Source organism: uncultured Dechloromonas sp. (genome assembly GCF_945957265.1).
Lineage (GTDB): Bacteria > Pseudomonadota > Gammaproteobacteria > Burkholderiales > Rhodocyclaceae > Azonexus.
Genome location: NZ_CAMFKO010000011.1, coordinates 45276 through 57567 on the forward strand (window position 1 = coordinate 45276; position 12292 = coordinate 57567).

Here is a 12292-nt window from a genome sequence, read left to right on the forward strand (position 1 = left end):
GTTCTCAGCGCAGCTTCAAGGTGGACAGCCCGATCAGCACGAGCATGATGGTGATGATCCAGAAGCGGACGACGACCTGCGTCTCCTTCCAGCCGGTCTGTTCGAAGTGGTGGTGCAGCGGCGCCATGCGCAGGATGCGCCGGCCCTCGCCGTACTTCTTCTTGGTGTATTTGAAGTAGCCGACCTGCAGCATCACCGACAGCGTTTCGATGACGAAGACGCCGCCCATGATGAGCAGCACGATTTCCTGGCGGACGATCACGGCGACGGTGCCGAGCGCCGCGCCGAGGGCCAGCGCGCCGACGTCGCCCATGAACACTTCGGCCGGGTAGGCGTTGAACCACAGGAAGCCGAGCCCGGCCCCGGCGATGGCGCCGAGCAGGATGCACAGCTCGCCGGCTCCCGGCACGTAGGGGATCAGCAGGTACTTGGCGTACACCGCGTGGCCGGTGACGTAGGCGATCAGCGCGAAGGCCGAGGCGATCATCACGGTCGGCATGATGGCCAGTCCGTCGAGGCCGTCGGTCAGGTTCACCGCGTTGCTGGTGCCGACGATGACGAAGTAGGTCAGCGTGATGAAGCCGATGACGCCGAGCGGGTAGCTGACCGTCTTGATGAAGGGAATGATCAGCTCGGTTTGCGCCGGCGTCTTCGCCGAGAAGGCGATGAACAGCGCGGCGCCGATGCCGAGCACCGACTGCCAGAAGTACTTCCACTTGGCCGACAGGCCTTTCGGATCGCGATAGACCACCTTCTTCCAGTCGTCGTACCAGCCGACGATGCCGTAGCCGAGCGTGACGACCAGCACGGTCCATACGTACTTGTTGGTCAGGTCGCCCCACAACAGGGTGGTGATGGCGATGGCGATGAGGATCAGCACGCCGCCCATGGTCGGCGTGCCCGACTTGACGAGGTGCGTCTGCGGCCCATCTGTGCGCACCGCCTGGCCGATCTTCTTGGCGGCCAGCCAGCGGATGACGCGCGGCCCGGCGGCCAGCGAAATGAGCAGCGCGGTCATCGCCGCCAACACGGCGCGCAGCGTGATGTAGTTGAAGACGTTGAAAAAGCGGACGTCCTGGGCGAGCCACTGAGCCAAGGCAAGCAGCATTACGGTTTCTCCTCGGCGGCCAGTGCGTCGGCCACTCTTTCCATTTTCATGAAGCGCGAGCCCTTGACCAGCACGGTGGTATCCGGACCCAACTCCTTGTCGACGGCGGCGATCAGCTTCTCGATATTGCAGAAGTGCCGGGCGCCTTCGCCAAAATTGCGTACCGCCAGTTGCGATGCGTCGCCCAGCGCGAACAGGCGGTCGACGCCCTGGCTCTTGGCGTAGCCGCCGATCTCGTCGTGGTACTGGCCGCTGGCTTCGCCGATCTCGCCCATGTCGCCGAGGACCAGCAGCTTGCGACCGACGGTCGAGGCGAGCACGTCGATGCCGGCGCGCACCGAATCCGGGTTGGCGTTGTAGGTGTCGTCGAGAATTTCGGCCCCCTGCTTGCCGGCACGACGCTGCAGGCGCCCCTTGACGCCGGCAAAGGACGCCAGCCCCTCGCCGACCGCGGCGAGCGGGATGCCGGCGGCCAGGCAAGCGGCCGCGGCGGCCACTGCATTGCGTGCGTTGTGGCGCCCGGGAATGCACAACTTGACCGTCGCCTCGCCTTCCGGCGCATGCAGTTCCAGCTCGGTTTCCAGCCCATGCTGGCGGAGGCTGGCGACCACATCGGCGGCGCCGTCGATGGCGAAGGTGCGCACCGGATGGCCGCTGGCCATGCCGCGCCAGGCCGACGCATAGGCGTCGTCGGCGTTGATCACCGCGACGCCGCCGGCCGGCAGCCCGCCGAAGATGGCGCCTTTTTCGCGGGCCACCTCGTCGAGGTCGCCCATGCCTTCCAGGTGAGCGCGCTGGGCATTGGTGACCATGGCCACCGTCGGCGCACCGATGCGCGCCAGGTAGGCGATCTCGCCGGGATGGTTCATGCCCATCTCGATCACCGCGGCGCGATGCGACGGGCTCAGGCCGAGCAGCGTCAGCGGCAGGCCGATGTCGTTGTTCAGGTTGCCGCGCGTCGACAGCACGGCGGCGCCGAAAGCGGCCTTGAGAATGGCGGCGATCATTTCCTTGGTCGTCGTCTTGCCGTTCGAGCCGGTGACGGCGATGACCGGCAGCGTGAACCGGGCGCGCCAGGCGGCCGCCAGATGCCCCAGCGCCAGGCGCGTATCGTCGACGACGACGGCCGGCACGCCGGCCGGCAGCTTGCTCTCGTCGGAAACCAGCAGGGCGGCGGCGCCGCCGGCGACGGCCTGGGCCAGGAATTCGTGGGCATCGAAGCGCTCGCCGGCCAGCGCGACGAACAGCCCGCCCCGGGCAATGGCGCGGGTATCGGTCGATACGCCGTCGACAGCGACATCGGCGCCAACCAGGCGGCCGTGGACTGCAGTTGTGACTTGCGAGAGCAGCCAGTTCATGCCGCATCCTCCTGTTTGCTGCGCCGCTGGGCCAACGCCGCCTCGGCCTGTTCGACATCGGAGAAAGGCAGGCGGACGCCGCCCATGTCCTGGTAAGGTTCGTGGCCCTTGCCGGCGAGGAGGACCACGTCGCGGGCATCGGCTTCGAGAATCGCCCGGCGGATGGCCGCGGCGCGGTCGACTTCCATGTCGGCGTGCGCCATGCCGGCCGCGATGTCGTCGAGGATGGCCTGCGGCACCTCGCTGCGCGGATTGTCGCTGGTGACCAGCACGCGGTCGGCGAGACGCTCGGCAACCGCGCCCATCTGCGGACGCTTGCCCTTGTCGCGATCGCCGCCGCAGCCGAAGACCACGCACAGGCGGCCGCCGCGCGCAGCGGCCACGTCGCGCAGCGCGCTCAGCGCGTTGTCCAGCGCATCCGGCGTATGTGCGTAATCGACGGCGACCAGCGGCTCGCCGTTGCCGCCAACCCGTTCCATCCGCCCCGGCGGCGCCGTGATCTCGGACAGGCGCAAGGCCACGTCGTCGGCCGCCAGGCCGGCGTCGAACAGCACCCCGGCTATCGCCAGCAGGTTCGAGACGTTGTAACGGCCGACCAGCGCGGTATCGACCATGGCCCGGCCATTCGGCAGCACGAGGTTGAAACGCTGGCCGAAAGGCGTATCGACCAGGTCCTCGGCACGCACCACGGCGTGGAAATCGCGACGCGGCTCGCCGATGCAGTAACCCAGAACGCGCATGGCCGACGTTTCGCGCATCAGCTGCAGGCCGAATTCGTCGTCCAGGTTGACGATGGCCGTGCGCAGGCGCGGCCAATGGAACAGCCTGGCCTTGGCCGCCGCGTAGGCATCCATCGTCCCGTGATAGTCGAGGTGATCGCGGGTGATGTTGGTGAATACCGCGACATCGACGCGCGCACCGTTCATGCGCCCTTCCTCGATGCCGATCGAGCTGGCCTCCAGCGCGCAGGCCGCCGCCTGCTGCTCGCGGAAGCCGGCCAGATAGCGCATCAGGGTCGTCGCTTCCGGCGTCGTGAAGCCGGTTTCGGTCATGGCATCGGGGAAGCCGGCGCCCAGCGTGCCGATGATCGCGCAGGGCTTGGGATAGACCCGAGCCAGGCACTGGCTGATCGTCGTCTTGCCGTTGGTGCCGGTAATGGCGATCAGCGACAAGGCTTCGCTGGGATGGCCGTAAACCGTATGGGCCAGGGGGCCGGCCAGGGGACGCAAGGCGTCATGGGTCAGATGCGGAACGCGCCATGCCGCATCCCAGGCGAAATCGCCGCCCGGCTGCCAGAGCACGGCGACGGCGCCCTTGGCCAGCGCATCGGCGATGTAGCGACGCCCATCGGCGAGATCGCCGGGGTAGGCCAGGAACAGGTCGCCCGGGCGCACCTGCCGGCTGTCGTCGGCGACACCGCTCGGGAATACGCCCAAGGCTTCGAAGCGGTCGAGAATTTCGCGCGGCGTGCTCACAGCTTTCCCTTTCCCTGCTCGGCGGTCGCCACCTGGATCGGCGCATCCGGAGCAACACCCATGGTGCGCAGCGCGCCACCCATGATCTGGGAAAACGCCGGGCCGGCCACATCGCCGCCGTAGTGGCCGCCGGCGCTCGGCTCGTCGATCATCACGGCGACGACCAGGCGCGGATCGCTGATCGGCGCGATGCCGACAAAGGACGCCACGTATTTCCGGGCATAGGCCCCACCCTCGACCTTGTAGGCGGTACCCGTCTTGCCGCCGACGCGATAGCCCGGCACCCGCGCCTTGGGCGCCGTGCCTTCGGGGCCGGCGGCCATTTCGAGCATGGCGCGCAATTCCTTGACCGTCTGCGGCGAAAAGACACGCACACCCCGGGGCGGCGCATCATCGACCTTGAGCAGCGACAAGGGCATCAGTTCGCCGTCGCGGGCGAAGACCGTATAGGCCCGTGCCATCTGGATCAGGCTGACGGCGATGCCATGCCCGTAGGACATGGTCGCCTGCTCGATCGGACGCCAGTTCTTCCAGGGACGCAGGCGGCCGTTCACTTCGCCCGGGAAGCCGAGATTCGGCGCCTGGCCGAAGCCGACGCTGTCGAACATGTCCCACATTTCCTTGGGCGAGAAGCCCAGCGCGATCTTGGCGGTGCCCACGTTGGAGGATTTCTGGATGACCTGGGCGACGGTCAGCGCGCCGTGCGGGTGCGCGTCGGAAATGGTCGCCGGGCCGATGGTCATCTTGCCTGGCGCACAGTTGATCACCGTATCGAAGCGAACCTTGCCGCGTTCCAGCGCCAGCGCGGCCGTAAACGGCTTCATCACCGACCCCGGTTCGTAGGTATCGGTGATGGCGCGGTTGCGCAACTGCGCACCGGACAGCCGCTCCCGATTGTTCGGGTTGTAGGTCGGCCAATTGACCAGCGCCAGCACTTCGCCGTTGCGCGCATCGATGACCACGGCGCCGCCGGCCTTGGCGCTGTGCTTCTCGACCGCTTCCTTCAGCTGGCTGTAGGCCAGGTACTGGATTTTCGAATCGAGGGCCAGGCGGACATCCTTGCCATCCTGCGGCGGCTTGGTGGCGCCGACGTCCTCGACGATATTGCCGCGCCGGTCGCGGATCACCGTGCGGCTGCCGGAACGCCCGAGCAGGCTGTTCTGGAAGGCTAGCTCGACGCCTTCCAGGCCCTTGTCGTCGACGCCGGTGAAGCCGACGATATGCGCCGTCATGTCGCCGGTCGGGTAGAAACGGCGGTATTCACGCTCCTGGTGGATGCCCGGGAATTTCAACGCGGCGATGCGCTCGGCCGTTTCCGGGGAAACCTGGCGCTTGATGAAGGTAAAGGTCTTCTCGCTGGCGATCTTGCCATCCAGCTCGCGGACGCCCATGTCGAGCAAGCCGGCCAGCTGGCGCTTCTGCTCGCCGTTCATCGTCCGCGCATCGCCGGGGATGGCCCAGATGGTCTTCATCGGGGTGGACACCGCCAGCATGTCGCCGTTGCGATCGACGATCTTGCCGCGCGAAGCGGAAATCTCGATGTCGCGCAGATAGCGCGAATCGCCCTTCTGCTGCAGGAAGTCGTTGTGGATCACCTGCAGATAGAAGCCGCGCATCACCAGGGCCAGGAAGGCGCCCATCAGGAGCAGGCCGACCATGCGCGAGCGCCAGCCCTGCAGGGCCAGCTGCAGCACCGGGCTTTCGGTAAAGCGGTGACCGCGTTGCGGACGACGGCGGACGACCATCAGCGACCGCCCTTTCTGGCCGCCAGCGGCTGCACGACACGCCCCAGCGCGTCCGGCGCGACCATGAGCAGGCGCTCGCGCGCGATCTTTTCAATACGCGGATGATTCGCCCAGGTCGACATTTCCAGTTGCAGCTGGCCGTATTCGATATCCAGCTGGCGCGCCCGCTCCTGCTCCGCCTCCAGCCCCTGGAAGAGCTTGCGCGCGCGATGCTGGGAGGTCACCGCACCCAGCGCGCAAACGACGACGATCAGGAGAAGGATCATATTGAAACGCAGCATCACAGCTTCTCGGCCACACGCATCACGGCGCTGCGCGCCCGCGGATTGGCCCCGACCTCGGCCGCAGTCGGCTTGATCGCCTTGCCGACCAGGTGCAGCTTCGGCTTGGGCAACTGATCGACGCGCAGCGGCAGGTTCTTGGGCAAGGTATCCGGGGTCGATTGGGCGCGCATGAAGTTCTTGACGATGCGGTCTTCGAGCGAATGGAAGGAAATCACGGCCAGACGGCCACCCGGCTTCAGCAAGGCAAGCGCCTGCGGCAGGGCTACTTCCAGCTGGCGGAGCTCCTGGTTGATATGAATCCGTAGAGCTTGAAAGCTGCGCGTCGCCGGGTCCTGCCCTGGTTCACGGGTGCGCACGGCCTCGCGTACGAGGGCCGCGAACTGACCTGTTGTGACAATAGGTTGTTCGACCCGAGCAGCCACAACCTTCTTTGCAATCTGGAAAGCAAACCGTTCTTCGCCATAGTTTCTAATGACCTCCGTTATGTCTCTCACCTCGGCCCGCGCCAGCCACTCGGCCGCCGTCTCGCCCTGCGTCGTATCCATACGCATGTCGAGCGGCGCGTCGTAGCGGAAGCTGAAGCCGCGTTCCCCGTCGTCAATTTGCGGCGACGACACCCCCACATCAAACAAAATCCCATCGACACCGGAAATCCCGGCCTCCTGCGCGGCCTCGGCCAATTCGCCGAAAGCGCGATGCACCAGCCGAAACCGGGAATCGCCAATCGCCTCGCCCGCGGCAATCGCCTGCGGGTCGCGGTCGAGCGCCACCAGGCGCCCCTGCTCGTTCAAACAGGAAAGAATGCGACGGCTATGACCGCCGCGGCCGAACGTGGCGTCGACGTAAACGCCGTCAGCCTTGATCGCCAGGGACTCTACCGCCTCATCGAGCAGCACCGTGACGTGGGCGCTGCTCATGGGGTCTGCCCTCGCCCGGATCGCGGTTCGCGTTGTGCCGGCAGGCAGATGGGCGCGAGGCGCAGGGCGCCGGCCCGGGCCACTCCCAGGCCCACGCGTGCAACGACGCGAACGCGGCCAGCCGGGACAACCCGGAGGGCAGGGGTCTGGCGGGGCTCACCGCTGCGTTGCCGGCCGTTTGTGCAGATGACTGCACGGCACGACCGGCGCCTGGCGTTGCATCCCCGCCAGACCCCTGCGCAACCGTGAGCCGGGCGAGGGCAGACCCCTATCACAGCACCAGGTCTCCGAAGCCGGGCGGCATGTCGCCCGAAAGGGCCTCCGCCGCCAGGTCGTTCTGCCGCTTCCAGCCGGCCTCGCTCCAGATTTCGAAGTGCGAACCCATGCCGACCAGGTAGACGGTTTTTTCCAGCTGGGCGTAATCGCGCAGCTCGGGGGCAACCAGGATGCGGCCGGCCGAATCCGGCTCCTCGGTGCGGGCGTTACCGACCAGCACGCGCTTGATCGACGCGGCACGCGGATCGAGGCTGGAGGCCTTCAGGATCTGGTCGCGGATCGGCTGCCAGGCAGGCGACGGGTAAAGCAGCAGGCAGCGATGCGGGTGCGCCGTCAGGACGAGCGAGCCTTCGCTGGCGGCGAGCAGGGCTTCGCGATGCCTTGCCGGAATGGCAAGCCGCCCTTTCGCATCCAGACTGAGTGCTGCAGCCCCCTCGAACATCCTTCGTCTCGCTCCCCGTTTACCCACTTTTCAACACGTTTACCCACTTTAAAACAACAAGCCACCTCCGTCAATAGAAAAATCTCGGATTTTTTCTTATGCAACAAGGACTTACGGAGGGTTTTGATGGTCATTATTTGAAAATTTTTCCCTTAAAAATCAACACGAGAAAATGGACACTTAAAGTGACTTATCAGGAGTTGATCGAAGTCAAAAAGCCACCGCCACCCGGCATGCCGGCGTGGTAAATAGTGGAGCGCCAGGAATCCCCGGGCGCAGCGCGCCGAGGCAGCCGGTCACCGCTCAGAGACCGTGGATGGAGACCCGGTTGCGGCCGTCGTGCTTGGCCTGGTAAAGCGCCTGGTCGGCGCAGCGGGTCAGTTCGTCGGGGGTCTTGCCATGATCCGGATAGGCGGAGACGCCGAGCGAAATGGTGAAGGTCAGCTGGAAATTCCCGTGCGCGATGGACAGTTTCTCGACGGCCGCCCGCCAGGCCTCGGCACGCATCATCGCCGTCTCGAGCGGCATGTTGGGAAGGAGGATGAGGAACTCCTCGCCGCCGTAGCGACACGGCACGTCCTCGGCCCGGATGTCGGCCGACAGCGTGGCGGCAAGCGTGCGCAGGACTTCGTCGCCCACCTGATGCCCGTAGGTGTCGTTGACCCGCTTGAAGTAGTCGATATCGAGCATGACCAGCGACAGCGGATTGCCTTCGCGCCGGGCCCGCGACACTTCGCGATCGAGGGTCTCGTCGAGATAGCGGCGGTTATAGAGCCCGGTGAGACTGTCGCGGACAGCCAATTCCTGCAGAGCGACCTGCAGGCGGCCGATTTCCTCGATACGGGCGTGCAGCTGCCGATTGCTTTCCTTCAGCGCATGCTCGGCCGCCTTGCGCTCGCTGATATTTCGGGTGATCCCCAGAATCGTCCTCGCCACGCCGTCGGCATCCAGCAGGTAGCTCGACACCACTTCGGTGGATATCTGCGTGCCGTCCTTGCAGACCAGCTCGAATTCGCTCACCACCACGCTGGCCGCCCGGTCGCCCGAAGCGATGCGGCGCAAGCGGAGATCGATCTCGCGCGCCAGGCGCAGCGCCGAGTCCGGCGTCAGGCGCACATCGAAAGGCTGGCCGACCAGTTCGTCCGGCGTAAAGCCGGTCATGCCGCCAACCGAGGGGCTGACATAGGTGTAGCTGCGCGAAGGAATATCGACCGTCCAGATCACATCGTGACTGTTTTCGGCCAGCATGCGATAGCGCGCCTCGCTTTCGCGCAACTGTCCGGCGGTCTGCGCCTCCCGCCCGCCGGCCTTGAGAACGCGCGTCAGGAGCAGGACCAGCGCCAGGAACAGCGCCAGGCCGGCCAGCCAGCCGAATAGCCGGGTACGACGCCACTCGACCAGGTAATCCTCGGTCGCCAGCCCCGCCGCCACATACAAGGGATAATCGGCCAGCCGGCGATAGCTGAAAACCCGCTCGACTCCATCCATCGTTCCATGGAAATGCATGAGGCCCGAGCGCCCGCCGGCCTCCACCTGTTTCTGCAACGGATTGTCCAGCAAGGGTTTGTTGGCCTGCTCGGGCACGAATGGCCGCCGCAACAGCACGCCCCCATTCTCGACCCGGCGCAGCGAAACGACGCCCCGCTCCCCGACGGCAACGCTTTCAAACCACGACGAGAGATGGGACAGGTCGAGGAGCGCGATGATCACGCCCGTCAGCCCGCCGCCTTCGCGACGAACGGCTACCGACACCCCGAGCACCCAATGCCCGAGCAAGGGATCGGTATGCGCCTCGGAAAAAAAGAGGCCGTTGCCGCCCCCCCGCTCGAAATTCTTGAAATAAGCCCGCTGGGCGAAGCTATCCCCCGGCGCAGCCCCACGGGAGTCGTAAATCAGGACACCGTTCGCATCCAGCACGCGAAACCCGGCCACCTCGGAAAACTGCCGGGAGTGCAAGCGCAGGGTGCGGACGACATCGCCCCGGAAAACGGGGGCTGCGCCTGGCGCATAAACCTCCGCCGGCAAGCTTGCTGCCAGTTGTTCGAGGTCGGACTGGACACGCTGGAGAACGCCGGACAAGCGGGCCTCTAGAACCGCAGAAACGCCCTGCGCCTCGATCTCGGCCTTGCGCTCGACCTGCTGCCGCCCCTCCTGGAGCAGGAAAAACACCAGGGAAGCCACGCCCAGCCAGGTGAGGATGCAAAACAGCACCAGCCGGAAACTGGAGGAGCGATAAGCCCGCAGCAACAGCTGGCCGAACGCCTCCCTTTCCATCAGGCACGATCCCCGGACCGGCCCGGCAAGCCCTTGCCACACGTCACCTTGAATGTGTGGCCGAGCCGCATGCTTACTTGACCTGATTCAGCTTCTGCTCGATTCGCGCCAGGGGGACAGCCCCCGGAATGCGCTCCCCGTCGCCAAAGAACAAGGTTGGTGTGCCGGAGATGTTCAGCTTGCGACCGAAATCCTGATTCTTGGTAATCGCCGAGGTATCGCAATCCTCGCGCCCGGCCGGCACCTTGCCGTCGATCATCCAGTCGTTCCAGGCCTTGGCGCGATCGGAGGAACACCAGATCTGCCGCGACTTGCGCACCGAATCCTCGGAGAGTATGGGCAGCAGGAAGGTGTACACCGTGACGTTGTCGAGCTTCTGCATCTCCTTGGCCAGGCGCTTGCAATAGCCGCAATTGGGATCCTCGAACGAAGCGAGAACCCGCTTTCCGTCGCCGCGCACCTGCTTGATGGCACGCTCCAGCGGCAAGTCGCCGAAACGGATGGCCGTCAGCTTCCGCATGCGCTCGTCGGTCACGTTCTTCATGCTCTTGGCGTCGACCAGCTGACCGCCGACCACGATGGCGGACACCTTGTCGTCGGTGTAGAAGATCGTGCCGTCCGCATACACCTCGTAAAGCCCGAGATAGCCCGACTTCGCCACGCTATCCACCTTCGTGCCGAGCTTGGCTTCCATGAGTTTGCGAATATCCGCCTCATCGGCCATGGCAAACGAAGCGCAGGCCATGGCCAACGTCAGGGATAAAACCGACTTCAACATGAAAGCTCCTAAATCCCGCCCAGCGCGTAGCGCGCCAGCGTGTTCTTGATAAACGGAAGGCCATCCGTCAACGTCAGGCCCAGATTGCGCAAAGGCCTCATGCCGGGCGAAGAGCCGCGGAACAAGCGGCGCAGTCCGTCCGTGGCGGACTGCATGAGCACCGTTTCCTCGCGCCGGGCCCGCTGATAGCGCTGCAGGAATCTCATTTCGCCGACATCCTGCCAGGGCTGCGCGGCGGACAGCAGGGAAGCCAGCACGCTCGCATCCTGAAAACCGAGGTTGATGCCGTGGCCGGAAAGCGGATGAATGCCGTGCGCCGCATCGCCAACCAGCGCCAGGCGCGGCGCCACCGTCTGCGGAACCCGCATCAGGCGCAACGGGAAGGCGGCCGGCGGCGTCAACAACTGCAAGGCCCCGAGAGTCTCCCCACCCGCCTCGGCGACGCGCTCGCAGAAACGATTTGGCTCGAGCGCACACAACTCGTCGGCATGGGCATCCGGCGTAGACCAGACGATCGACATGCGATTGCCCGGCAGGGGCAGATACGCCAACACGCCGTCGTCCCTGAACCATTGGTAGGCGCAGTTCCGATGCGGCTTCTCGACGAGGAAATTGGCGACCACGCCCTTTTCGCCGTAGGGCGTATTGACAGCTTCCAGGCCGGCCGACTGCCGCACCCAGGAGTCGCGCCCGTCGGCACCGACCAGCAGGGGCGCCGCAAGCAGCGTCCCATCGCTCAGTCGCAGCACGGCGGCATCATGGCGAAACTCGATCGACGCGGAACGCGCCGGGCAGAACAGCGCCAGATTGCTCTGCCGCTTGGCGCTCTCCCAGAACTCGCAAGCCATCAGCGACGACTCCAGGATGCAGCCCAGTTCCGGGACACCGGTTTCGTAGGCAGAAAACCCGAGCCTGCCGCCGCCGTCGCCGAAAACCTCCATCGCGCGGATAGGCGCAATGCGCGCGGCATCGAGATGGCGCCAGGCGCCGATGCGGCTCAAAAATTCGATATTCGCCGGACTGATCGCGTAGATGCGGGCATCCCAGCCATCGGGACGAGTCGGCTGCTGGCTTTCGACCAGCGCGATACGCAATCGGGTATCGCGCAGGGCAAGCGCCAGACTCGCACCGGCAAGGCCGCCGCCAACAATGATCAGATCAAACTGCTGCATGTCGGCAATTATGCCGGTTCAGAAGAATGAAACAAGCGCGTCAGGCTGGGTTGCCGCCGCCACCAGACTGTGGCTTGTTTTGACGCGGACGACGATTGTTGTTGGTGCGCGGCCGATGCTTTTTCTGCTGCTGACCGCCAGCGCCGCCTCCGCCGCCCCCCTGCTTGCCGTGCTGCGCGTTGCCGCGGCCCTGCTGCGCGCCGCCACCATGCTGTTCGTTGCCGGAGACGCGGTTACCCGGAGCAAGCTGGATTTCCAGCTCGATGATTTCGTCCCATTGTTCGTCGGTGCGATCACGCTCGGGAACCGACAGCAATTCGCGGAGGCGACGCCGCGAATCAATCTGCGGCGTTACGGCAGGCTGAGTCTCGGGAGGGTTTTCAGGAAGGTTTTCTGGATTGGAATCGTTCATTGGAAACTAAAAAGCGGAGCCCACCGATGGCGAACCCCGCATTCGAAAAAC

11 protein-coding genes are annotated in these 12292 nt (G+C 65.5%); all 11 read right to left on the reverse strand.

Annotated elements, in window-relative coordinates:
* Nucleotides 1-4: 4 nt before the first annotated feature.
* The 11 genes from mraY to Q0P59_RS07965 all read right to left on the reverse strand — a co-directional run bounded on the left by mraY (nt 5) and on the right by Q0P59_RS07965 (nt 12241).
* Entirely contained in the window at nt 5-1108 is a 1104-nt protein-coding gene (gene mraY, locus Q0P59_RS07915) for a phospho-N-acetylmuramoyl-pentapeptide-transferase (RefSeq protein WP_295005346.1), read from the reverse strand.
* Complete coding sequence (murF, locus tag Q0P59_RS07920) at nt 1108-2466, reverse strand: UDP-N-acetylmuramoyl-tripeptide--D-alanyl-D-alanine ligase (RefSeq protein ID WP_295005348.1); 1359 nt, start codon at nt 2464-2466, stop codon at nt 1108-1110. The genes mraY and murF overlap by 1 nt, the downstream gene beginning before the upstream one ends.
* Complete coding sequence (locus Q0P59_RS07925; RefSeq protein WP_295005350.1) at nt 2463-3941, reverse strand: UDP-N-acetylmuramoyl-L-alanyl-D-glutamate--2,6-diaminopimelate ligase; 1479 nt, start codon at nt 3939-3941, stop codon at nt 2463-2465. Before Q0P59_RS07925 ends, murF begins: the two co-directional genes overlap by 4 nt.
* Complete coding sequence (locus tag Q0P59_RS07930; protein WP_295005352.1) at nt 3938-5686, reverse strand: penicillin-binding protein 2; 1749 nt, start codon at nt 5684-5686, stop codon at nt 3938-3940. Before Q0P59_RS07930 ends, Q0P59_RS07925 begins: the two co-directional genes overlap by 4 nt.
* Nucleotides 5686-5967: a cell division protein FtsL gene (gene ftsL / locus Q0P59_RS07935; protein WP_295005354.1), complete on the reverse strand. Its 282-nt coding sequence runs from the start codon at nt 5965-5967 to the stop codon at nt 5686-5688. Before ftsL ends, Q0P59_RS07930 begins: the two co-directional genes overlap by 1 nt.
* A complete protein-coding gene (gene rsmH, locus Q0P59_RS07940) occupies nt 5967-6887 on the reverse strand; it encodes a 16S rRNA (cytosine(1402)-N(4))-methyltransferase RsmH (protein ID WP_295005356.1) in 921 nt (306 codons plus the stop codon). The genes ftsL and rsmH overlap by 1 nt, the downstream gene beginning before the upstream one ends.
* Nucleotides 6888-7158: 271 nt before the next feature.
* Complete coding sequence (gene mraZ, locus Q0P59_RS07945; protein ID WP_295005358.1) at nt 7159-7605, reverse strand: division/cell wall cluster transcriptional repressor MraZ; 447 nt, start codon at nt 7603-7605, stop codon at nt 7159-7161.
* Nucleotides 7606-7908: 303 nt separating this feature from the next.
* Nucleotides 7909-9879: a diguanylate cyclase gene (locus Q0P59_RS07950; RefSeq protein ID WP_295005360.1), complete on the reverse strand. Its 1971-nt coding sequence runs from the start codon at nt 9877-9879 to the stop codon at nt 7909-7911.
* A gap of 73 nt (nt 9880-9952) precedes the next feature.
* Complete coding sequence (locus Q0P59_RS07955) at nt 9953-10657, reverse strand: DsbC family protein (RefSeq protein ID WP_295005362.1); 705 nt, start codon at nt 10655-10657, stop codon at nt 9953-9955.
* Nucleotides 10658-10665: 8 nt separating this feature from the next.
* Nucleotides 10666-11829, reverse strand: a complete 1164-nt coding sequence (locus tag Q0P59_RS07960; protein ID WP_295005364.1) for a UbiH/UbiF family hydroxylase — start codon at nt 11827-11829, stop codon at nt 10666-10668.
* Nucleotides 11830-11869: 40 nt separating this feature from the next.
* Nucleotides 11870-12241 (reverse strand): hypothetical protein, encoded by a 372-nt coding sequence (locus Q0P59_RS07965; protein WP_295005366.1) that lies wholly within the window; start codon nt 12239-12241, stop codon nt 11870-11872.
* Nucleotides 12242-12292: the final 51 nt, after the last annotated feature.

Excerpts from the sequence above, each read along its gene's own strand:
- Q0P59_RS07930 (WP_295005352.1), bottom strand. The coding sequence starts at position 5,686 with ATGGTCGTCCGCCGTCGTCCGCAACGCGGTCACCGCTTTACCGAAAGC.
- Q0P59_RS07955 (WP_295005362.1), bottom strand. The coding sequence starts at position 10,657 with ATGTTGAAGTCGGTTTTATCCCTGACGTTGGCCATGGCCTGCGCTTCG.
- murF (WP_295005348.1), bottom strand. The coding sequence starts at position 2,466 with ATGAACTGGCTGCTCTCGCAAGTCACAACTGCAGTCCACGGCCGCCTG.
- rsmH (WP_295005356.1), bottom strand. The coding sequence starts at position 6,887 with ATGAGCAGCGCCCACGTCACGGTGCTGCTCGATGAGGCGGTAGAGTCC.
- ftsL (WP_295005354.1), bottom strand. The coding sequence starts at position 5,967 with ATGCTGCGTTTCAATATGATCCTTCTCCTGATCGTCGTCGTTTGCGCG.
- Q0P59_RS07965 (WP_295005366.1), bottom strand. The coding sequence starts at position 12,241 with ATGAACGATTCCAATCCAGAAAACCTTCCTGAAAACCCTCCCGAGACT.
- Q0P59_RS07950 (WP_295005360.1), bottom strand. The coding sequence starts at position 9,879 with ATGGAAAGGGAGGCGTTCGGCCAGCTGTTGCTGCGGGCTTATCGCTCC.
- Q0P59_RS07960 (WP_295005364.1), bottom strand. The coding sequence starts at position 11,829 with ATGCAGCAGTTTGATCTGATCATTGTTGGCGGCGGCCTTGCCGGTGCG.
- mraZ (WP_295005358.1), bottom strand. The coding sequence starts at position 7,605 with ATGTTCGAGGGGGCTGCAGCACTCAGTCTGGATGCGAAAGGGCGGCTT.
- mraY (WP_295005346.1), bottom strand. The coding sequence starts at position 1,108 with ATGCTGCTTGCCTTGGCTCAGTGGCTCGCCCAGGACGTCCGCTTTTTC.